Origin of the sequence: Paraburkholderia sp. RL18-101-BIB-B, from assembly GCF_046026985.1 — a bacterium.
GTDB lineage: Bacteria > Pseudomonadota > Gammaproteobacteria > Burkholderiales > Burkholderiaceae > Paraburkholderia.
Genome location: NZ_JARESV010000025.1, coordinates 40,752 through 62,851 on the forward strand (window position 1 = coordinate 40,752; position 22,100 = coordinate 62,851).

Annotated in this window: 19 protein-coding genes; 17 read left to right on the top strand and 2 right to left on the bottom strand. The window is 58.0% G+C overall.

Annotated elements, in window-relative coordinates:
- Positions 1 to 109: 109 nt before the first annotated feature.
- The 12 genes from P0D73_RS28730 to P0D73_RS28785 all read left to right on the top strand — a co-directional run bounded on the left by P0D73_RS28730 (position 110) and on the right by P0D73_RS28785 (position 10,204).
- Positions 110 to 619: a 3'-5' exonuclease family protein gene (locus tag P0D73_RS28730; RefSeq protein ID WP_408433820.1), complete on the top strand. Its 510-nt coding sequence runs from the start codon at positions 110 to 112 to the stop codon at positions 617 to 619.
- Between the two features lie 654 nt (positions 620 to 1,273).
- Positions 1,274 to 1,585 carry a plasmid mobilization protein gene (locus P0D73_RS28735; RefSeq protein ID WP_408433823.1) on the top strand — a complete coding sequence of 104 codons (312 nt, stop codon included), beginning with the start codon at positions 1,274 to 1,276 and terminating at the stop codon, positions 1,583 to 1,585.
- Between the two features lie 488 nt (positions 1,586 to 2,073).
- Positions 2,074 to 2,418 carry a hypothetical protein gene (locus tag P0D73_RS28740; protein WP_408433826.1) on the top strand — a complete coding sequence of 115 codons (345 nt, stop codon included), beginning with the start codon at positions 2,074 to 2,076 and terminating at the stop codon, positions 2,416 to 2,418.
- A gap of 507 nt (positions 2,419 to 2,925) precedes the next feature.
- The gene (locus tag P0D73_RS28745; RefSeq protein ID WP_408433829.1) at positions 2,926 to 4,122 is read left to right on the top strand and encodes a hypothetical protein; all 1,197 of its coding nucleotides are present in this window, start codon (positions 2,926 to 2,928) and stop codon (positions 4,120 to 4,122) included.
- Position 4,123: 1 nt separating this feature from the next.
- On the top strand, positions 4,124 to 4,438 hold the full coding sequence (locus P0D73_RS28750; RefSeq protein WP_408433832.1) for a DUF2623 family protein: 315 nt from the start codon (positions 4,124 to 4,126) through the stop codon (positions 4,436 to 4,438).
- A 72-nt stretch (positions 4,439 to 4,510) separates the two neighbouring features.
- Positions 4,511 to 4,792: a hypothetical protein gene (locus P0D73_RS28755; RefSeq protein WP_408433835.1), complete on the top strand. Its 282-nt coding sequence runs from the start codon at positions 4,511 to 4,513 to the stop codon at positions 4,790 to 4,792.
- 115 nt (positions 4,793 to 4,907) lie between these two features.
- Entirely contained in the window at positions 4,908 to 5,456 is a 549-nt protein-coding gene (locus P0D73_RS28760; RefSeq protein ID WP_408433838.1) for a hypothetical protein, read from the top strand.
- A 932-nt stretch (positions 5,457 to 6,388) separates the two neighbouring features.
- Complete coding sequence (locus P0D73_RS28765) at positions 6,389 to 6,514, top strand: hypothetical protein (protein WP_408433841.1); 126 nt, start codon at positions 6,389 to 6,391, stop codon at positions 6,512 to 6,514.
- 138 nt (positions 6,515 to 6,652) lie between these two features.
- The gene (locus tag P0D73_RS28770; protein WP_408433844.1) at positions 6,653 to 7,558 is read left to right on the top strand and encodes a TIR domain-containing protein; all 906 of its coding nucleotides are present in this window, start codon (positions 6,653 to 6,655) and stop codon (positions 7,556 to 7,558) included.
- A 44-nt stretch (positions 7,559 to 7,602) separates the two neighbouring features.
- Positions 7,603 to 8,511, top strand: a complete 909-nt coding sequence (locus P0D73_RS28775) for a tyrosine-type recombinase/integrase (RefSeq protein ID WP_408433915.1) — start codon at positions 7,603 to 7,605, stop codon at positions 8,509 to 8,511.
- Positions 8,512 to 8,990: 479 nt separating this feature from the next.
- On the top strand, positions 8,991 to 9,278 hold the full coding sequence (locus tag P0D73_RS28780; RefSeq protein WP_408433847.1) for a hypothetical protein: 288 nt from the start codon (positions 8,991 to 8,993) through the stop codon (positions 9,276 to 9,278).
- A gap of 26 nt (positions 9,279 to 9,304) precedes the next feature.
- Positions 9,305 to 10,204, top strand: coding sequence for a hypothetical protein (locus tag P0D73_RS28785; protein ID WP_408433850.1), 900 nt, complete (start codon positions 9,305 to 9,307; stop codon positions 10,202 to 10,204).
- A gap of 481 nt (positions 10,205 to 10,685) precedes the next feature.
- Here the strand turns inward: P0D73_RS28785 and mcrC are convergent, their stop codons facing one another.
- Both mcrC and P0D73_RS28795 read right to left on the bottom strand, forming a co-directional pair.
- Positions 10,686 to 11,750: a 5-methylcytosine-specific restriction endonuclease system specificity protein McrC gene (mcrC, locus tag P0D73_RS28790; protein ID WP_408433853.1), complete on the bottom strand. Its 1,065-nt coding sequence runs from the start codon at positions 11,748 to 11,750 to the stop codon at positions 10,686 to 10,688.
- Between the two features lie 2 nt (positions 11,751 to 11,752).
- Positions 11,753 to 13,984, bottom strand: coding sequence for an McrB family protein (locus P0D73_RS28795; RefSeq protein ID WP_408433856.1), 2,232 nt, complete (start codon positions 13,982 to 13,984; stop codon positions 11,753 to 11,755).
- A 281-nt stretch (positions 13,985 to 14,265) separates the two neighbouring features.
- Between P0D73_RS28795 and P0D73_RS28800 the strand changes: the two genes are divergently transcribed.
- The 5 genes from P0D73_RS28800 (at position 14,266) to P0D73_RS28820 (ending at position 22,072) form a co-directional block, all read left to right on the top strand.
- Entirely contained in the window at positions 14,266 to 14,835 is a 570-nt protein-coding gene (locus P0D73_RS28800; protein ID WP_408433859.1) for a recombinase family protein, read from the top strand.
- 175 nt (positions 14,836 to 15,010) lie between these two features.
- Complete coding sequence (locus P0D73_RS28805; RefSeq protein ID WP_408433919.1) at positions 15,011 to 16,552, top strand: type I restriction-modification system subunit M; 1,542 nt, start codon at positions 15,011 to 15,013, stop codon at positions 16,550 to 16,552.
- Positions 16,549 to 17,730 carry a restriction endonuclease subunit S gene (locus P0D73_RS28810; RefSeq protein WP_408433862.1) on the top strand — a complete coding sequence of 394 codons (1,182 nt, stop codon included), beginning with the start codon at positions 16,549 to 16,551 and terminating at the stop codon, positions 17,728 to 17,730. Before P0D73_RS28805 ends, P0D73_RS28810 begins: the two co-directional genes overlap by 4 nt.
- Before the next feature lie 2 nt (positions 17,731 to 17,732).
- Positions 17,733 to 18,671, top strand: a complete 939-nt coding sequence (locus tag P0D73_RS28815) for a hypothetical protein (RefSeq protein ID WP_408433865.1) — start codon at positions 17,733 to 17,735, stop codon at positions 18,669 to 18,671.
- Positions 18,668 to 22,072 (top strand): DEAD/DEAH box helicase family protein, encoded by a 3,405-nt coding sequence (locus P0D73_RS28820; protein WP_408433867.1) that lies wholly within the window; start codon positions 18,668 to 18,670, stop codon positions 22,070 to 22,072. Before P0D73_RS28815 ends, P0D73_RS28820 begins: the two co-directional genes overlap by 4 nt.
- The last annotated feature ends 28 nt before the right edge of the window (positions 22,073 to 22,100 follow it).

Consider the following 22,100-nt stretch of genomic DNA (forward strand, 5'->3'; position numbering starts at 1 on the left):
GAACCTGTCCGGCGAGGTCAAACGGCTCTGCGCGGGATGCAACCGACGTTACTATGCGAGCAACTGGGAGATCTGGGCGAGCTGAGGGGCACCCGCTTATGGAGCGCATATGGACAAAATGACGACTATGGCGGCATCGGTCAGGAACCAAGGACCACGTAGTCCGTGGAAAACCCGCTACTTCCTTGATACCGAGTTTACGGATTTCAATGCGTTCCAGCTTATCAGCGTAGCAATCGTGGGCGAGGACGGGCGTGAGTTCTACGGCGAATCCATAGACTTTGAACGCCCGCTGTGCAGTGACTTTGTACGCGAGGTGGTGCTGCCCCAGCTCGGCCAGTTCCCGGGCCGATCGATGCCGTTCGCACAGCTGCGCGTCGAACTGCGGGCGTGGTTGCTGGCGGTGCCAGTCAAGCCCAAGCCCGTGCTGTGTTACGACTTTCAGGGCGATTTCGACCTTCTTGGCCATCTGCTTGATGGGCCGCTGCCGCGCGGGTGGAAAAATGAAAACGTGGCCCAGAGGATCGACGCGCAACGCTTCACCGAGTACATCGCAGAGCACGGCGGAGAACATCATGCGCTGCATGATGCCCGCGCGAATGCGTTCGCCTTTCGCTAGTCCTGCTGCTGTGCCCGGGGAGAGGAGGGGCGGCGGGAGTCGTACACAGAACGGCCTTTGCCACTTGTCCGATACGTCTAAGTTTGTGTGGCGAACGCGAGCACGGGTCTCGGGGCTCGGCCCTGAGTCATCCCGTTAGGTACGCGCAAACTTCAGTTTGTACGTACATCACGCATCCTGTCCCGAACTTGCGCCGAGGAATTCACATGATCTGAGGACGACTTGGGGATGCGATCGAGACGCGACGGAGACGCGGGGAAGGTAAATTGTAAGCCTCTTGGAGAAGAGCTACGGATGCTTCTGCGGCGTACAACATCCGGGTTGACGATGTCGGCGAGCAGGTGGCGAGCTGGTTCGGCCTACCCTGAGGAAGCTTGATCAAGGCATCAGGAAACGTTCGGCATAACGCCCCATCTCCATGTGAAAAGCGTCTTCAACTCGTCTGCAACTCGTCTTCAAACCATGTGAATCCACCAGCACAAATCTCGGACAGGATGCCAGGTGTACGTACAAACTAAAGTTTGTCCGTCCACACGGGTGATTGCTAGGTCGCTGCGCGCCCGTCGCAATCACCCTCTGGGGATACTCAGGGCTTCGCCCCGAGACCCCGGCTGCGCCGAGAACAACGACACGCCTACGGATGGACAAACGCAGATGGGATTCAGAAAAACTGACAACGCGCGTACCGCGCGAATGGAACTGAGACTTTTGCCGGAAGAAGCCTTGGATATTGCAGAGCGAGCGAGAAAAGCAGGATTAAGCGCTTCGGAATTTGTTCGGCGCTGCGCGCTCGGGCGGCGTATAGCCGTCCGATACGACACCGACGCCGTAGGGGCGATCACCGATCTAGCGAAGGCAGTCGGCCAACTGCGCAACGCCGTCATCAGCGGCGAGGCACAGTTCGACAACGAAGATTTCCGGCGCATCGGGGCGGAGTGCGTTAGGACTTTGGAGCGGATGATCTAACAAGGTTGTTGCTGAGCAAATGACCAGCGGAACAGTGGCGAGCGGGGATTCGCGATCGTCCAAACGGCGGGGGCAACCTGCGCGTAAGTGTCGCCTGTCACTTGGCGGCATGATCGTTTGCCATTAATGTAACTTGATGGTGCATCTCGATTTTTCTCATCCTTGGCGAACTGGTTCGCCAGCAATGTCTGGAACGCTTTGAGTTGAGTGTCATGGAGGTTGCTCGCTTGCTCGGTGTTAACCGACGGATTCACGTATAGCGATTGGCTGTGTTTCTCTGCACAGCTGACGGCGCGCCCTAGTCACGACGATTTGCGGCGGCGTGGTCCGAGAGGCGGACGACTACAATAGCGAGCATCAGCATGGCGAGTGCAACGATAAACAGCGCACTTTCTGTCGGGTGATGGGGATAGCTCAGATGGGAGACTACGGTGTTCGCAACGCCGAAGTCGGGAGCTTGACGCTCCTTCCTCCACGAAACACGACTCATGACCATAAGCCCCGAACTGGCTGAAGAACTGCGGCGAATGGCCCTTATCAAGGCCGACCAGCGACGGCAGAAAGACATCTGGCAGGAGCTGCGCGAGCTGCGGGCTAAGCTGCGCCCAATCGATCGCGCGTGGTCCGATACGCGGCTCGCCCTGAAACGATACGAGTGGGATTACAAGTACGTGGTCCCGAAACTTCAGGAGCGGGAAGCCCACCTCCTCGATGAGATGTACCCGTTCCTCCAGCAGATTGACGCGCTGGAGAAGGAGGCCCGGCGGCTGGACCGCAAGATACGGAAAGCGTTGCAAGCTAGTGGGCGCTCGTCGCCAGGTCCGGACGGATGAGCACGGCCTGTCGTGCACATCAGGTTTTATGTCAATCACAGGCGGCGCCGGGTTTGGTGAATGGCTCAGATCGACCCTGAAGCGCTGTTCGGACTCGTGACAAACCAACGACTGGTTCCAAGGCTTCGCATGTATCAATGCCGGGGGCAAAATATCTTGCATGCCACTGATCGAAGCCCGACGCGCAGCTCGCCTGCGCAGGCTGGCTCGCCTAGGTTGGGCACCGGTATCTCGGCCGCCGCGCCCATGCCTCAATACGTCGAGAACTCGCGCTGACCGCAGCACACGTTGACACGCCCGACACGGCCGCGCTATTCTTGTTGCTCGACGTTTTGCCCAAACGACACAGCTGGTTGCTGGTCAACGGAGGCTTACGAACGTCGTCATCGTGTACCCCCCTTCGGCATGTCCACCTTTGGCATGGCCACTTTCCAGTCGGCTCGGGACGTCACGTGAACAGCAACCAGGTAGTACCCTGACGCGTCCCGGCTGCATGGAGAGAGAGTCATGCAAGCCCCTTTCTTGTTCAAGGCGATCAGCGCTGATCTGATCGCGGCGTTCGCACGTGAAGGCGAACACATCGGGCCCGCTTCGGTGTCCGAGATCATCGTTACCGCTTTCGGCTTCTGGACTGCGAAACTCGCGAGGGAATACGAGACGCCGTTCATCGTTGTCGCAGTGCCCACGACGCATCCCGAACTCCCAGCGCACCTGCATCTGCGCTGGGTGATCGAGCGCATCAAAAAGCTGCTGAAAGTCGACGAGTGGAAGGCACAGAAGCTGGCGTCCATCACGCTGGATCTGGTGCGCAAATTCGGCCTGCGCATCGACATGCACTCAGTCCTGTTCGATGAGCACCTCGAACACTCCCGCACGAAGATCCTGAAAGCATTGCACGACCCGGATTTTCCGCCGGCGCAGGCGTCGGTGGCAATCGGCGCCGGCGTGCTGCCGTGGCCGGAAACGAGTCTCGCCGCGCGCCTCGAGCTGATCGGCCAGGATCTCAACTTCGCAGAGGTCGTTTCGCGCGACACTACGTATCTCTGGAACCGCCCGCCGCGCGACCTGCGTGAAGTCGACTCGGTCTACCTCGACCGTGTGGACATGCGCGATAACAAGCCGTTCTCGGCTGAACTCGGTCTCGGCTTTAGCCTCGTGAAGCCGTACGCCGGCGTGGGCCGCAAACCGTCGCAAAACTACCAGCTCTTCGCGCCGATCCTGCACTACCGCGCTACGCCGAACAAGTGGCGCACAAGCGGTATCGTGTCGACCACGTACTATGAGACCGATCGCGTTGCGCGCGGCGGCCACTCCCTGGCGGATATGATCGGCGCGCCCCTTATGTCGCTGCCGCGTGTGCACGTCTGCCCGGCGTGCATGGCGGTTTTCGCGCCGCGCATCGCACCCCACCGCTGCAAGGAGAGCGGCCCCCATGCGCTCCACCTCGTGGAGATTCTGCAAACGCGCTTCGACACGGGCCACACCGTTTTCACGGCAAAAGAAATGCTCGCCGACGCACGCCCGCCGCGCGGTCGCAGCGGCGACACGGTTACGCAGGAAGCGCTCGAAGAATTCCTCCATGCGTACCGCGGTTCCCTGGCTCTGCGCGCCTTCGAGGGCACCTGGAAGCTGATGCACAAACCGGCCATCAAGCTCAAGGCCAGCGCCACGCCCGAAGCATCTGCGCCTCACGCGGGAGCGTGACATGGTCGACAAACCCATTCGCGCTCGCCAGACGTCGTTCGACTTGGGTTTCGAGCACGGCGCTGAGGCCGACGAAGACCCCACGCCACTCGAACTCTGCTCGAGGGTGCAGCAGTACCAACTCGGCTTCATCGTGGGGCGTAGCTTCAGCGAGGCAGTCAAGCGCGCGAACCATGCCACGGCCGCCGCGACGGCCGGCGCGCTCGGTAGCCGCTTCGGCGTCGACCTAAACGACTTGCTCAAGACCATGCGACTCTCCGACGAGCACGAGCGAACCATCCGTCAGGCGTATGACGATGCCCGCGCTCGGACCTAAAAACCACTGAACACGGCGTTTTTTCGCCCCGCATGACGGCCGGTTGCCGTTGCCTAAACGTAGGTGAACCCGATGGCTACATTGAACATCCAAGGCTCGATCGTTGTGAAGTACAACGGCGAAGAAATCCAGATCAACGGCGCCCAGTTCGGACTTGAAGAAGACGGTAACCGTAACATCGGTGATGGAGACTTTCAGTACGAAGCTTTGCACATCTACTTCGATCCCGATGATCGCTTCAAAATTTTGATCCAGTCGACCCTGTACGAAGGCCAAGTGACGACCTACGAGGCTAGGGTTGAAGAAGGCTCGGCCGTGATCGTTGAAGACGAACTCTTGGCCCTTGAGGGCTAAAGCCGTTACGCGACGCGTATACCACGCTGCATACCTGGACAGAATCCCGTTCCTTTCACGGTGCAGGGATGGCACACTGTGCGCGCATCGGTCAAAACCAAAAAGAGACAGAGAGATGAATAAAACAACGATAGCGCCCGTGATCCTGGTTCTCACGTTGCTGTCGGGGCACGCTAGTGCTCAATTCGTGCTTCCGGGTGAAGAAAAGCCAACCAACGACGGGTCAACGGCGATAGCAGCTGTCCGAGCGTGTCTGACGAAGTCGGCTTCAGAACAGAGTGAATGCGTCTGGTATGCCACGCATGACCAGAAGTTGACTGAGGCAGATAAAGCGATCATCGCGGAAATCGAGCGTGCTGGCACCGAGGGCTATGTGCATAAGCCGTCGGGGGAGAATCCTGCTGATTGCGACGGGGCGTCAGATAGTGAGGTTGTGGACTGTGTGACGCATGCCACCGCGTCAGGGGATCCATACTCATATGAGAGGCAGAATAGTGCAGCGCAAATTGCGTTCGCGGCAACGGTCGCGACGTTTCTCGCCGTCGTAGCGCCCACAGCCGAGTGCGGCCCGCTCACCTGTCCTTGGGAGTACGACACGCGCTATCTGTCACGCGGCTGGTGGCATTACCGTCGCGCGGGTTACTACGGTCACTGGCATAAGTGATTACACTCAACCTCATTCCCGACCAAGCCGCGCGAAACGCTAGAGTCGGCCGGGACAGAATCGTGTTAAGCGCTAATTTAACCAGATTGGCACTGCGACGACAGTACGCAACATGTTCAGTGTGAGGCTGATGCGCAGGGCTGACCGGCACACGCAGTTTCCGTCCACCGAGCGTTTCATAATCGCTGAGCCAACGCCACTGTTCGCGTTCTCGATGTCGGCATCTATCGCACCACTAAGATATATTGAAAAGTGTTACGCAAACCGCCACAATTCGGCCTGGACGGTTGCGTCCTTGTTTTTCATACCTGCGAATCCAATCGCATTTCGCCCGGCCCGGCAGGCGCTACCGTAGACAAACGGCAATCCCCGGACAACCAGCGAGTGCACTCGACAAAAATAACGCACCCTGAATCTGATCACATCGGCGAAAGAACAGCCATCGCCGCTGGTCGTCGGACAGGAGAGATGTGCTTAATTGGAAGTCGCGCCGTCGTGCGCGAGCGCCCGACCGGTTGGCAGGCGAAAGAAGATCCGAGGTCCTGGCAGCGCGACGCGCTGCAACATCGTCAGCCGACAACTGGCGTTGCAGGATGCTACGACCAGTATGGTCGCCCAAACTCCACGAGCCGCGTAAGCGGCGCTCGCCCTGAAAAAGCATAACCGGTGACAGGATTGACCGGGCTGCGTCAACACACCGTCGTGGCCAACTAATCTGCGCCACGAAACGTCGTAGACAACAGATGCATAGAGTCCAGGATTGTGATTCCTGGACGTTGCCGATCTGGATGGATTCGGTGCCGCTGTTTTTCATGTAAGATTTCGCAAGTGGGGCCTTCGTGCGCCCCGCTTTTTCGCAAAAAGCCGCCTCGTGCGGCTTTTTGCATTTCTGACCCGCCCATCGAGGCGGGTTTTTTATTGGCACAAGCAAAATGAAAACGGTCAATTGGACCCTGATCATCATCGCCCTCATCCATGCACTCAAGGCAATCGCGGTTGCTGCGATTCATGCGCATGAGGCGATCACGGTGACGCAGGTCCAGCACCTCATTCACTAGGCGCCAATCCCGATCTTTTTCTCCGTCACCCTGCAGTCCGTGACGGGTCGGTGATTTTTTGGCCACTGACCTGTTGCGGCTTCCGCTGGCGTTTGTATATATGATAATGTCCTTTATCACATATAAAGAGAGAGACCGATGGCTACCCGAAAATCCGCTGCGCCGCGCGCGCCTGCACCGAAACTTATCCTTACGCCTGCGCAGATCGAACGTAGCATTCAGCGACTCGACGAACGCACCAAAGAATTGCGAGCATTCGACCTTGCTACCGTTCCTGAAGGTGATTCTCCAGAATTGCAGGCACTTTCTGCCGCGATCAAGGACACCTTGGTGCGTTGCTTTGGAGAAGAGACCTCGACTTTCGGGCGATTTGTAGAGGCTACCTCTCTATCTTGGTGGCCGATGATTATCCAGATGGGATATGGGCCGTCGACTCCACCGCGAGAGTATCAAGAGGGTGTGAGGAAAAAAATCGAACACTCGGTTGCGCTTTTGCAGGAGGCTCAACGAGTCTTGCGCGAGGATCTTGCGGACGTGGAGCACGAGGCGGTAACGGTGCCTGCCGCGCCCGCGCAATGGGCCGAAAAGGTCTCGCCAACTCGCCGCGTATTTGTGGTCCATGGCCATGACGGCGAGGCGCGCGAGCTGGTCGCGCGCTTTCTAAAAGCGATGGACTTCGACCCGGTCATCCTGCACGAGCAGGCGAACCAGGGCGGCACCATCATCGAAAAGTTCGAAGCCAACAGCGATGTGGGGTTTGCCGTCGTGCTGCTGACCCCCGATGACGTGGGCCGCAGCGTCAAGGAGGACGATCTCAAACCACGGGCGCGGCAGAACGTCCTGCTCGAGCTCGGGTACTTCATTGGCCGTCTCGGACGGAACAAGGTCTGTGCTCTCAAACGTGGTGATGTCGAGCTGCCCAGCGACTACGTCGGCGTCGTCTGGGAAAAGATGGATGACGGTGGCGGCTGGAAGCTGGCCCTGGCGCGTGAACTCAAGGCAGCAGGCCACGAGGTGGATCTGAACAAGGCATTTTCGCTGTGAATTCGCTTGTCGCGCTCGACGCCATTCCCACACCGGCGCTCGTGATGGCCGCCGGTGAGCGCGCCGGTATCCGCTTCCTCGAATTTTTCGCGTCGGCAATCCGCAATCCGCATACGCGTCGCGCGTATGCGCGCGCGGCGGGGGATTTTCTCGACTGGTGCGCCGGCGCCGGCGTGAGCTCGATCACGGCGGTGCAGCCATTGCACGTGGCCGCGTGGATCGAGCGGCAGACGCAGGCGTCCTCGGCGCCGACCGTCAAACAGCAGCTCGCGGCGATCCGCCACCTGTTCGACTGGCTCGTCACGGGCCAGATCGTGCCGCACAACCCGGCCGCGTCGGTGCGCGGCCCCAGCCACACCACGAAAAAGGGCAAAACGCCGGTGCTCGATGCGAGTGAGGCGCGCCAGCTGCTCGACAGCATCGACGTGAGCACGCCGATCGGCCTGCGCGATCGCGCACTGATTGCACTGATGGTGTTTTCGTTCGCACGCGTCGGCGCGGCGCTCGCGATGCGCGTCGAGGATGTCTATGTGCAGCACCGGCGCCTGTGGGTCCGTCTTCGCGAAAAGGGCGGCAAGCGCCACGAGATGCCGTGCCATCACACGCTGGAGGCGTATCTGCACGCATATCTGGACGAGACCGGCATCGCAGGTGACCCGAAGGGGCCGCTGTTCCGTACGGTTGCGCGTGGCACCGGGCGGCTGAGCACGACGCCACTGCCGCAGGCGAACGCCTATGCGATGGTGCGACGGCGCGCACTCGCGGCCGGCATCGATACCAGGATCGGCAACCATACGTTCAGGGCCACGGGCATCACTGCCTATCTCAAGAATGGCGGCACGCTCGAGAACGCCGCGGCGATGGCGAACCACGCGTCGACGCGCACCACGCAGCTGTATGACCGGCGCCACGACGACATCAGCCTCGATGAAGTGGAACGGATCCACGTGTAATTACTTCGTATTGCATAGTAAATAGGCTGTATCCAGCCGGCCAATTTACGGCACTCACCGGCATGTGCCACGCCGACACTCGAATGGCTGTTACACACGCGGTAGCGGACAAAAGTCCTCAAGCGGTGCCACGTGAGCGCTCATACCATTTCGAACATGCGTCACGGTCGTAAGCCGTTATCCGCCGGAGCCCATTCAATATCTGTTCAAAATTTTTTCAAGATGACATCTGGGCTGCCGATAACCCGTCAAGGATAGGATGCATCGACGCTTTGCTGCTTCATTTCGACGAGGAACGCAGCTTGCAGGTGCTCGTTATGCGGGATTACTCGCATACGCGCGAGGAACAATTCGACTACATTGGTTCTGTGTCACACTGTCGCCGGTTTTGCTGTGCTGCACGGATAGTCGGACTCTATCGAATCCGAAAATAGATAGTAGACAATGCGTATCGGCACGCAGAAAGCTAGGAGAATGAAATGAAACAGAACGATATTTTGTCAAAGCAATTGCCAGAAATCGACGAGTCCGTGAAGGAGTGCGTGAACTTGGGGCAATGGTTGCTGTTTAAGGCCGATGGGCACGATGAAGTTGCTTTTTACTTGAAAACGGGTTCAAGTGTATTCGAACTAAGCGATAGCGGCAAAGTGCTCCAAAAGGTCGATAATGACGAAGACAGTCTCGAAATAGGCGAGTTGTTCTATTTCGCAGATCTCCCTAGGCCGAGATCTTTGAGTAACTATGTAATTGCAGGAGCGGCACGATAAATAAAAGCTTCGGCGCAAAAACAATAATGACTCTGTTGGATGGCCACACCAAATGGGTGCTCTTTCTCTCTACCGGCGCGGACGCCGCTGATTATCGCCACATCTTGGATTTGGCGTTCGGCCTTCTTTGTCTGGAGGCGGGAGGGATACCCATTTCTGATATTTATATCTACGTCGACGGAAAAGACCGATCGAACATAGAAAACATATTGAAGTATGGCAGCAATTCCGCGCTCACGATAAAAGAGTCGAATGACTTCTTCGCGGATCAGGCCGCGAACACGCATGAGAACTTGGTGATGTTTGTTACCGGACATGGTGGGCTGCTTGGCATTGACGGTGCTGTTCCGATCACCCCGTATAAGCTGCTCAATTGTATTAAGTCCTCGCCCACGCTCGAACGGGCGATAGTCTATCTTGGGCAATGCTTCGCCGGAAATTTCAATTACATCGGTGCTGGCAAGAAGACGGATCCGAAAGGCGTAAGTGATCCGGATGTCATTTTTATTGGCGCGACTAACTTACACGAAAGTCTGAGTTGCTCGACTCAGGAAACTTTCGTGTCGGGAGCCACTGTTCCGTGGGCGGCTAATCTCTTTTTACTTCACGCATTTAAGTGGTTCTCCAATCCAGTTGATGTGGATGGTGATGGTCGCTTGACGATCATTGACTCTTACAAATACGCAGGTGTCCAGTCCAATTTTGTAAGTAAAAATGTGAAGGCTAATGTCTTGGCGAATTCGGTCGATCTCCAAGAAAAATGGATTGTCGCGAGAGCCGCGTATAACAAAAATCCGGATTTGTCAATGCAGGTGGCGATGGAAGCGGCCTACACAAACTACCAATCGCAATTGGCGCTGCTTTACGTTCACCAAGAATGTTGGATCTTAAACGCGATACCCGCTCAACAGATCGAGTTGAAATAACGCCGAACGCCTCCCCCAGAGCAATAGGATGAAGTCAGGCCGGCCGGCCGGCGGGCCGCCTGTTATGACCATGACGCTGGCCGACGGTGGGCAACTCGCCAACCGGGCGCACGGCTAAAGGCGGGATGTAGGCTCATCTGCCCTGGATAACGGACAAGATTGTCTCGCCGCTTGGCTCGTGCGGGCCGAGCGGGGCGAGCCGCAACTTACCGCTCAAAAACCTTGACGGACAGACTCAGGGCGTGACTCGGCCGTTCGGTACACCGTCAAACTAACGGCTCTCGCACGACCGATAGCCGCCGTTCGCCGCCGAGCTCATTCGGTACGTCAAACTTCACGCGAGAGCCGGTCGCGCAACGCGCAGTACCTACCTAGGGTGAACTTGGCTGCCGGTGCAATAGACAAGAGCGTACCAGCCAAGCTACCCGATCGCACGCTCTGCTTCATATCCGCCGAACGCGGAAACTGGCTTCGCTCTTCGCTAGGGTCCGGTAACCAGCGACTTCAGCGCCGCGCGAATTCCAGCATTGTCATCGGCGAGATCGACCGTTGCAAAGCGCAGTCGGTGACCTCGCACGGTGAAGGATTCGTCCACGTGCACGCCGATGGCAGGATGCAGCAAGAGGCCCTCCGCGCTGTTCGCATAGGCGTCGCCTCGGTCGGCCTGCGATCGCAGGTATGTGAAGATCTGATAGATGTAATCGCTCTTGAACCTGGCTTGGCCGTATTGGTTTGTAGTGAAAATGTCCGTGAACTTCGTATCGACTATGATGCGTCTGGGAGCAACCCGGCTGTCGATCACGATGTCGGCGTACATCGACGGAAGCCATTTCGTCAATCCCGCAGTGGGCGCTTCAATCGGCCAATCAAGCGCCTTCTGAGACCGGACGTTCCATTCCTGTCTCGGGAGTTCCTGCTTGTAGAAGCCCGCGACAGCCTTTTCGAAGATTTCGCGCAGCATCCGTTCGTCTCTTTTGAGACGGGCGAGGCGAACATCGCCTGCGTCTTCGGTCGGCAGCCGCGGATCGAGCGCGAGATTCGCCACGACGATGAGCGCCGCATCGTCGGCGTCGTTTCTGCCGGTCTGCTCGCGGGTCATTTCCGATCGCTCCGGCCTTCGAAACGACACGCCGAATCGCGCGAGTTCGGAGCCGAGCCGGCGGCAGCGATGGGCGAGCGGCTTGTCGCGGACGAGCGAAGCCAACCGCGCTAGGGCGAAGCGGAAAAGCTGGTTGCGCGGCGTGTCCGCGCTGGGCTCCTCGAAACGGCAGATGACGCGCCCCTGCCGCAATTCGCCGGCGGACAACGTCGCCAATAGATCGATGCGTCCGCGCACGCGCGTCAGTCGCGCTTCCCGCGGCAGATAGGCGCGGGCCAGATTGCGCTTGATGCGGCGCTCGACCATCGCCGCGAGGAGACGGGCGAGCAGTTCCGGCACATCATCGTGTTCGCCTATTTCCACCGGCTGCTTGTCGAAGAAACTGGCGAGGCCATGCGCATAGGACAACAAAAACCAGAGGTTTTTGATCGGGATCGGCTTCGACACGGCTACCCGCCTGAAAATGGCTCGAGATTGGCGAGGAGCTTCTTGCACGCGTCCTCGGCCGTCGCCTGATTGTCGAACCAGTACTCACGCAGCAGTGGTTTAATTTCGCTTTCCACGACGCGGGCAAACCAGGCGCGCACGTTGTCGATTTTCTTGCCCTGCGCAGGCGTGACGAAACTGTGACCGATGCAGAACTGCTCGTTCAATGATTCGTCATCAGCGATGCGCTTGTTCAACTGGCGCATGCGCTCGGCGATATCGTCGGCCTCGGTTTTGGAAAAGCCATTCTCTTTCATACACCAGTCGCGCCATCTGTCGCCGACCTCGGGCTTGAGCGGGAAATACGCGAAGCGGCGACGCAAGGCCAGATCGATGAGCGCGAGAGAGCGATCTGCAACGTTCATCGTGCCGATCACGTAGAGATTTTCGGGAATAAAAATCCGCTCGTCGGGTGCGCGCACGTAAGCGGGACGCAGCGCTTCCTCTTCCTTGCGCTTGTCACGTTCGAGGAGCGTCAGCATCTCGCCGAACACTTGAGCAGGGTTGCCGCGGTTGATTTCCTCTATCACTACGACATAGGGACGAGACTGGTCGCTTCGCGCCTCCTCGATCGCCTCCATGAAAACGCCGTCGATCAGGTCCAGCCGGCCGTCCGCGCCGGGCCGCCAGCCGCGCACGAAGTCCTCATAGGAGAGCGACGGCTGGAACTGCAGAGACACGAGCCGGCTCGCGTCCTTTCGTCCGAGCAGCGCATAGCCCAAACGCTTGGCTAGCCAAGTTTTGCCCGTCCCGGGTGGCCCTTGCAGAATGATGTTTCGCTTGCTGTCGAGCAACGTGAGCATGGTGTCGAGGTCCTGCCTCGCGACGAAGCAGCCCTCGTTGATGATGCTCTGTACGCTGTATGGGCCGTTCGCGTTCGCGTCCGCTTCGCCGCCGGCGGCAGGGAGGGCGGCGCCAATCTCCTTGACAGCGTCGGCTGCTTCGTCATCGCGAATCTTCCAGCGCTGCTCGAACTCGTCGGGTAATGCTTCGGCGTATTCTTCGCCGTGGTCGGTGAGGACGAGTCTCGTCACGCCGTTCATCGTGACCGGGCGGATCAGTTCGACCATCTTCGCCCAAGTGATTGTGTAATTGCCTGGCTGCGACGAATTCCAGGTAGGAACGAGCGCCTTGAGCCTCGCTGAGAGTTCCGCAAACGGCAGTCCCTCCTCCGCCTTTTCGAGCCAGAGCAGAAGATGCCCCACGCCGAACACCCGGCCGACCAACGGGCCACGCAGGACTTCACGTGGATCGGGAGCATTCAGCAGATCCAGCCCGCGCGTTGTGGGGCGATATCCACCGTCCGCCAGCGTGATGAGACCAAGCCCACCCAGTGCTTGCGAGATGATTATCGCCGCCGTACTGCTACTCAACTGGGGCGCCTCTTGCATGATGGTGGTGATCAGATCTTCCCGGCTCAGACCATGCTCGGTTTCGCGCGCGATCGCGACCAGCAACGCGACGTTAGCACTCACGCACGGCAGGCCGCGCCGCTGCGAATCCACCGGAAGCAGCGGGATTTCCGGGAGCGCTTCAGCTTCCACGGCCTTCGGCGATTCGATCGCTCCTTGGTCGGGAGCCTTCACATAGGTGTCCCAGAGATACCACGTCAGCATCGACTGTTCGACGGCGCGCTCGATGGTGTCGTCCGGTCCCAGCACACTGCGCAGATGCTGCCGCAGCAATGCATGATGCGCGATGAACTGGTTCGACACACGGTGCTGTCCCAGTAGCCGGTGGACCTGCCAGAGGCGGTTCGCGTCCATCAAGCACGCCATGTCGTGTGGGAACAGCGAAGCAAGCAGGCGGATCAGACGCGCTTTAGGCTGTTTCGTGGCGTGCTGCTTCTCGGCGACGCGTTGCAACACCCTCGTGTAGAGCGCGTCGATCCGCGCGCCGCGCACTGAGGCCTCGTCATCGCGCTTGGCTTCGCGCGCTTCGAAGAGCCAAAACGCAAGTTCCAAATCGGTGAGCGCGCCCGTCACCGTGACCGAATTGCCCGGTCCGATATTTGCCACGGGGTTGTCTTTCCAGAGCCTTGTCTGGAAGTCCGGTTTCATCCACTCGTCATGAGGCGTGTCGTTGACCACGCGCACCTGCCCGATGTAACGATCGCGCCAACGCTCTATTCCCGGCTGCTTCAGATAGGTCCTGAACTCGTTTGTCCATATGTCCAGCAGCCGTTCGTTGGTCAAGAGCGTAGTCATGTTTGAGGATCTGATCGAGGGGAGGCATAGGATATCGCGGGCGACTTACGCTAGAAGATTTTACTTGCGTGCTCAATCATGAATGCATGACCTAGCCCCTACAGTGATTCCCAAGTCTCGCCCGGGCGCGACCCAGCTAGTTACGATCTTACGGCGTGTCACGCAAACGCGTGGTTTTCTATACACGCAAAAAGTGCCCATTGTGGCTAGCCGAACCCCCTTTGTCGGGTTAACATTCGCGTCAAGTTTTCAACGTCCTGGTTGTGTCAATGAATCAGCGGATCGGCTATGCCCGGGTCTCTACGGAGGATCAGAAGTTCGACATTCAGCGTGATGCGCTGAAGCAGGCTGGGTGCGGCGTCATCTATGAGGAGGCCACGAGCGGCAAGAGTGCGGAGCGTCTCGAGCTCGAGCATTGCAGGAAGGCACTGCGGAGCGGGGACACGCTAGTGGTATGGCGGTTGGATCGGCTCGGCCGGAGCCTTCCCGACTTGGTGCAAATCGTGGCCGAATTGGAACGCATTGGCGTCAGCTTCGAAAGCCTGACCGAGAAAATCGAGACAGGCAGCGCGGCTGGCAAACTCGTCTTTCACGTTTTCGCGGCACTCGCCGAGTTCGAGCGTAGTCTGATCCGTGAACGGACCCGCGCCGGACTAGCCGCAGCCCGTGCTAGAGGCCGCTCAGGCGGCCGCAAGCCCAAGCTCGGAGAAAAGCAAGTGCGGGAGATCAAGGCGCTGCTGCGTGACCCCGATATCCAGGTGGCGGATGTTGCGCGTCAGTATGGGGTTTCCCGAACCACGCTTTACAAACATGTCGGCGTCGTAGCTCCGCGAAGCTAATGATTGTGGCAAGGCTTTCAGCTCGATCCGGAGCTTCGGTGGTCTGTTAGAGACCAGTTTATTGAAATTTTTGCCGCCGGCAGGATCGGGCCGTCGCGCAGATTTACTTGAATCAATGCGATCGTATGTCGCGGGCCTGCGATGTGAGACGATCAAACAATGGGAACGACTAAGGGTGCTTACCGGGGAAATTCGCAATCAAGTTGACCAGATTTGGAATGCCTTCTGGTCGGGCGGGGTATCCAATCCGCTGTCCGTGATCGAGCAGATCACATATCTGCTTTTCATAAAGCGACTCGACGATCTCCAGACGCTGGAAGAGAACAAGGCCGCCAACCTCGGTATAGGTATTGAGCGGCTCATCTTCCCTGAAGGGAACGATGATCAGGGACGGCCATATTCGGACCTTCGTTGGTCGCGCTTCCGAAACTTCGAAGCTCGCGAAATGATGAGCGTCGTGGGCGAGCGAGTCTTCCCCTTCCTTCGAGAAATGGGCGAGAAGGGGTCTAGCTACGGCCAGCACATGAAAGATGCTCGGCTCGGATTCAGCAACTCGGCCCTGCTTGCCAAAACCGTCGATATGCTCGACAAGATTCCGATGGAGGATCGCGATACCAAAGGCGACCTCTACGAGTTTATGCTTGGTAAAATCGCAAGCGCAGGTACGAACGGGCAGTTCAGAACACCACGGCACATCATTCGCTTAATGGTCGAGATGACGCGCCCCACGCCGGAGGACGTAATCTGCGACCCCGCCGCTGGCACCTGCGGCTTCCTTGTGTCGGCAGGAGAATATCTCCGCGACAATCATCCGCAATTGTTCCGGGACGAACGCCTGCGCAAGCATTTCCACGGCAATATGTTCCACGGGTTCGATTTCGACCCGACCATGCTGCGTATTGGCAACATGAACATGACGCTGCACGGCGTCGATAACCCGGATATCAGCTACCGAGACAGCCTGGCGCAGGAACATGATGGCGACGCTGGACGCTATTCGCTGATCCTTGCAAACCCGCCCTTTGCCGGATCGCTCGATTATGAAGTCACGGCCAAAGACCTCCAACAAATCGTCAAGACTAAAAAGACCGAGCTTCTGTTCCTTGCGCTCTTCCTACGCCTGCTTAAGACCGGCGGGCGCGCTGCGGTGATTGTGCCTGATGGCGTGCTGTTCGGTTCATCAAAGGCTCACCAATCCTTGCGGGAAATGCTGGTCGAAAAGCACAAGCTTGAGGGTGTGGTGAAACTTCCCTCTGGCGTCTTCCGCCCCTATGCGGGCGTGTCCACCGCCATCCTGTTTTTCACCAAGACCGGCGTGGGTGGAACCGAAAACGTCTGGTTCTACGATCTTCAGGCCGATGGCTTTTCACTGGATGATAAGCGCACGGCGCTGCTCGACGATACAAAGTTGGGAGCGCTGCCCGCATCTCCCTTCAGTGGCAACGATCACGCCAAGAACAATCTGCCCGACGCACTGGCGCGTTGGCTGCGTCGGGCTGAGGGGGAGCTTGAAAATCCGCGCACCGCGCAAAGCTTCTGTGTGCCCAAGGCTGATATTGCCGCTACCGGCACCTACGACCTTTCGCTCAATCGCTACAAGGAAGTTGAGCACGCGGAAGTCACGCACGACAGGCCCGCCGATATCATCAACGAATTGCGCCAGCTTGAAGCTGAAATCAGCGATGGCCTCACCAACCTAGAGGCGATGTTGCGATGAGTGCGTGGCCGATAGTTGCATTGAAGGACTGCGTTCGTGTGGTCGGTGGGGCCACGCCCAAGAGTGGTACCGCTGAGTTTTGGGACGGGGATGTTCCTTGGACGACTCCGAAAGACTTGTCGGACTTGGATGGAAAATTCCTTAGCGACACGCCCCGCAAGATCACTGCTGCTGGACTGAAAAGCTGCGCCGCTGAACTGTTACCAGCGAATTCGGTGTTGTTTAGCTCTCGCGCACCGATTGGACACGTCGCAATAAATGCCGTACCAATGGCAACAAACCAAGGGTTCAAGAGCATGGTTCCTGGCCCGAACGTCGACGCGTCCTACCTTTATTGGTGGCTAAAATGCCATCGCTCTCAGCTTGAGTTACTTGGCAATGGGGCGACGTTCAAGGAGGTCTCGAAGGCAATCGTTGAACGGGTTGAAATCCCGCTTCCCCCACTTGGCGAACAGAAGCGGATTGCAGCGATCTTGGATCAGGCGGATGAGCTGCGCCGTAAGCGTCGGCGCGCGATCGACCGCCTCAACCAACTCGGCCAAGCCATATTTCATGAGATGTTTGGTGATTTGACCTGCAATCCAAAAGGTTGGAAAGAAGCCGAGCTCGGAAGCGTTGTCCGGAAGGGCGACAAGATCAACTACGGAGTCGTTCAACCCGGCGATGATGTAGAGGGAGGGATTCCCCTCATACGCGTTGGTGACCTGCTCAAGCCATCTATAAACCCTGCCGAAACCAAGAGAATTTCATCGGAAATCGAAGCGAATTACAGTCGCTCTCGACTGGCTGGCGATGAAATTTTAATTGGCTGCGTTGGTTCTATCGGCACGGTTGCGTTGGCCCATTCCGGGCTCAAAGGAGCAAATATCGCCCGAGCTGTTGCGCGCGTGCCAGTGGACTCCCAAATCGCAGAACGTGAATTTATGGCAGAGATGATCCGCTCGCCACTAGTTCAACGTTACTTTGCCGCTGAGACGAGAACCGTGGCGCAGCCAACTTTGAACATTGGTTTGATCGTGAGCGCGCCCATCTTCATTCCACCTCTTGAATTACAGAAAGAGTTTGTCGCGAGAATTTCATTGCTGCGCCCAATAGTTTCAGAAAACGGCGCAAGCTTAAGTTATATGGGCAATCTTTTCTTATCGATTCAGAATCGGGCTTTCAGGGCAGAGCTCTAACAATGCGCGGCGACCTCAAGACAGCTTGGCCATATGTGTGGAGTGACATTTGGGTGCGCTTGGCCGAAAGCAAAAGTGCCCCGGTGGAGCTATTTTCTGAGCTTTATCAGGCTTTGATGCCAAAGCCTCGTCCACCCGCTGCACCGGGCGAACCGCTTGATTTTGACGATAATGGAAACGCGACCGACCCTACATACCTCGCGGCACAGGCAGACTACGAAACGGCATTAGAAGTTTATCGCCAACAAAAGATTGCTTACGGAAAGGCTCTGACTGCGGGCCGGGAGGAGGCAAGGGTCTGGCTGCGAGAGCGGCTCCAAGCGACGCTGGACACCGAATCCGACGCCGTGATTACACTGGAAAAAGCTTTTCAGTGCATCGATGATATTGGCGGAGACGATCTTTCTAACCGATACGTCAATCTTGTTGATGGGTTTCTGCGCAAGTACAGCATTCGCTACGATCTACGCAGGCCGTTTTCCCTTCATCCCAATCTGCCCGGCATCTTCGCGTCGGTCTGGGGGGAGGTGCGCGATCTTTGTTTGCAGGATGCGCATCTCGAAAGCTCCATTCAAGAATTTGACGATGCGTTCCGCGATCTTAAATTTGGTCCGAATGCCGGGCGGCTCAAGAGCTGCTTCATCAAGCAGTTCAATATGCTCGAGGCCATTACGTCTCGAAATCCCCAAGTGAGCAAAAACGTTCTCTCGGAGATGATTGGCGAGGTGCAATCATGGCCTCATGCAACAGTGAAGCAGGCGGCCGAGAAGATTTACGCTTTTCGTGGTGCCTACCCGAACATGGGGCATGGCACCGGCGGCGGCGCACATCGCGAAATTGAACTGCGCGACCTTGTTTCTGTTTCTCTCATGCTGGTGGGGCTGCTTCCCTACCTTTCGCACGAGATTGATCCGCAAATCGTGTTTGAGGGGCGTGCATGAGCCAATTCGCCTTCCTGAAAGCTGAATTTTCAGCGGTTTATGAACTGGCACAAAAGGCAGAAGTGGCGGCGCTGTCCGACCCTCGCGGCGCGTGTTTCTATGCGCGCCTGGCACTCGAGGGCGCGATCAAGTGGATGTACGTCAACGATCATAGTCTGCGATCGCCTTACGACACGACGCTGTCAGCGCTCATCCATGAAGGTACATTCCGCACGGTGGCGGGCAATGCGCTTGTCACCAAGGCACGTATCATCAAGGATTTGGGCAACAAAGCGGTTCACGAGACCCGCCCTGTTGCCGCGCAGAACGCTATCACCTGTGTTCGTGAGCTATTCCATTTCAGCTACTGGCTGGTACGCACCTACGCGCGAGGACCCAAGCCAGACGCAGCCCTGACCTTCAATTCCGATGCTCTACCGCGCGCCGTACAGGTCGAAGCTTCTACGCTCGCAAATTTGGAAGCGGTGGCGAAGGGGCGCGAAACGGCTGCACGGCTTCTGGAGGAGGAGCAGGCAGCTCGGATCAAGAGCGAGGCAGATAAGGCCAGCCTCGACGCTGAGGTCAAACGGCTTCAGGCGGAGGTTGCGGCGGTCAAGGCTGCGAACAAGCAGACGGCTGACACCCACGACTACAACGAGGCTGAGACTCGCGACGCCTTCATCGACCTGCTGCTTTCCGAAGCCGGCTGGGCACTCGATCAGTCGCGTGATCGAGAATACCCGATCAAAGGCATGCCTAATCAGGCCGAAGAGGGGTTCGTCGACTATGTGATTTGGGGCGACGGCGGCAAGCCGCTCGCCGTCGTCGAGGCCAAGCGAACCAAGCGCGACCCACGCGTTGGCCAGCAACAGGCGAAGCTTTACGCCGATTGCCTTGAGGCCGAGTTCGGCGTCCGGCCGCTGATCTTCTACACCAACGGCTATGAGCATTGGCTCTGGGACGACACACTTTATCCGCCCCGTCAGGTCAACGGCTTTCTCAAGAAGGACGAGTTGGAGCTATGGCGACAGCGCAAAGATGCGCGCCGCGGGCTCACCGCGACGACCATCGATAGTGCCATTGTCGAGCGCTTCTATCAGACCCGCGCCATTCGCCGCGTTGGCGAGGCGTTTGAGAAAGACCGCCACCGCAAGGCTCTCCTCGTCATGGCGACCGGTTCTGGTAAAACCCGGACGGTCATTGCGCTCGTTGATCAGCTCATGCGGGCCAACTGGGTGAAACGAGTGCTGTTCCTGGCTGACCGCGTCGCGCTCGTAAAGCAAGCGCATAACAACTTCAAGAAACACCTCCCGTCTGCGCCGAGCGCAAACCTGATCGAGCGCCACGATCCGAGGAAGAACGATCATAGCGGCGCGCGGGTATACGTCGCGACTTATCCAACGATGATGGGGCTAATCGACGAGATGCAGAGCGGGCAGCGAAAGTACGGTTCCGGGCATTTCGATCTGATCGTGATCGACGAAGCGCACAGATCGGTCTACCGCAAATATCGGGCTATCTTTGACTACTTCGACAGCTTTCTGGTCGGGCTTACCGCCACGCCCCGCGATGAAATCGATCGTGACACCTATTCGCTGTTCGAGCTGGAGCGCGGCGTACCAACCGACGCGTACGATCTTGACGACGCGGTAGGCGACGGGTTCCTCGTGCCGCCGACGGCAGTCTCGGTCCCGCTGAAATTCATTCGTCAGGGCATCAAATACGACGAGCTGTCCGACGCGGATAAAGAGAAGTGGGATTTGCTGGAATGGGAGGACAAGCTCCCGGGCAGCGATATCGATCCCGGCGCGCTCAACAAGTGGCTGTTCAACGAGGATACTGTCGACAAGGTGCTGGAGCACTTGATGACGCACGGGCTCAAAGTCGCTGAAGGCGACAGGCTCGGCAAGACGATCATCTTCGCTAAGAATCACGACCACGCCCAGTTCATCGCCGAGCGCTTCGACACTAGCTTCCCGTACTTGGCCGGGCAGTTCGCGCGCGTAATCGATTTCAAGACCGAATATGCGCAATCCCTAATCGACGACTTCTCAATCCCTGACAAAGCGCCGCACATCGCCATCTCCGTCGACATGCTGGACACCGGCATCGACGTGCCCGAGGTCTTGAACCTCGTCTTTTTCAAGATCGTCCGCTCAAAGACCAAATTCTGGCAGATGATCGGGCGAGGGACTCGTCTTTGCCCCGACCTCTTTGGGCCGGGCAAGCATAAAGAGACCTTCCTGATATTCGACTTTTGCCAGAATTTCGAGTTCTTTAGCCAGAATCCTAAGATCACCGATGGCGCTGTTGGCCGTTCCTTGGGCGAGCGCCTGTTTGCCGCCCGCGTCGACCTCGCTTCTGAAATCCAGGACCTGCCGGAGACTGACCGGCCAGACGAACTCAGACGGCTTGATGCTGATGTTCGGACGCGCCTCTACGAGGAGGTCAGCGCCATGACGCTCGATAACTTCCTTGTGCGCGCCAAGCGTCGGGCGGTCGAGCGCTTCCAGCAACGCGAGGCATGGGAGCTTTTCAGCTCGGAAGACCGGGATATCCTAACCCACGAGATTGCCGGTCTGCCGACAGGCTTCGAGGACAACGATACCGCCGCTAAACAATTCGACTTTATCGTCATCACGGGTCAGCTTGCCCTGCTGCGCAGCGAAGCCACGTTCGCGAGCTGCAAGGAGAAGGTCATGGCTCTGACGAGCAGGTTGGAGCTGCTCGCCAACGTGCCAATGGTCGCGGCGCAGATGGCGCTGATCATGGAGCTTCAAACCGAAGAATACTGGCAGGATATCGATGCTTGGACTTTGGAGCAGGTGCGCCGGCAACTTCGCTCGCTGATCAAACTAATCGAGGCGGATGAGCGTCAGATCGTTTATACCGACTTCGAGGATGAGATCGGCGAAAGTGCTGCGATCGTACTGCCTGACGTGAGTGTCGGCACGGACAAAACACGGTTCCAAATGAAGGTCCGACATTTCCTGAAGACCCATGCGGACCACATCACCGTCCAGAAGCTCCGACGGAACGAGCAGCTCACGCCACAAGACCTGTCCGAACTGGAACGCATCCTCTTGGAGGAGGGCGTAGGGACGAACGACGATCTGGTCAATCTCGGCGCGGACGGCGGTCTTGGCCTGTTCGTTCGCTCCCTCGTCGGTCTTGAGCGGGATGCCGCCAAGGTTGCTTTCGCTGACTTTTTGACGAGCAGAAACCTCAACGCCAACCAGATTGAGTTCATCAATCTAATCGTCGACCATCTGACCGATCGGGGCGCGATGGATCCGCGCCGGCTGTACGAGAGCCCGTTCACCGATTTCGATGATCAGGGAGTCAGCGGTTTGTTCCCGCAAGCCGATGTTCTACAAATCGTTGCTGTGCTCAACGATATAAAAGAGCGAGCGGCGGCTTAGGTTGAAGAATTGCTAGGCCGCTCAGACG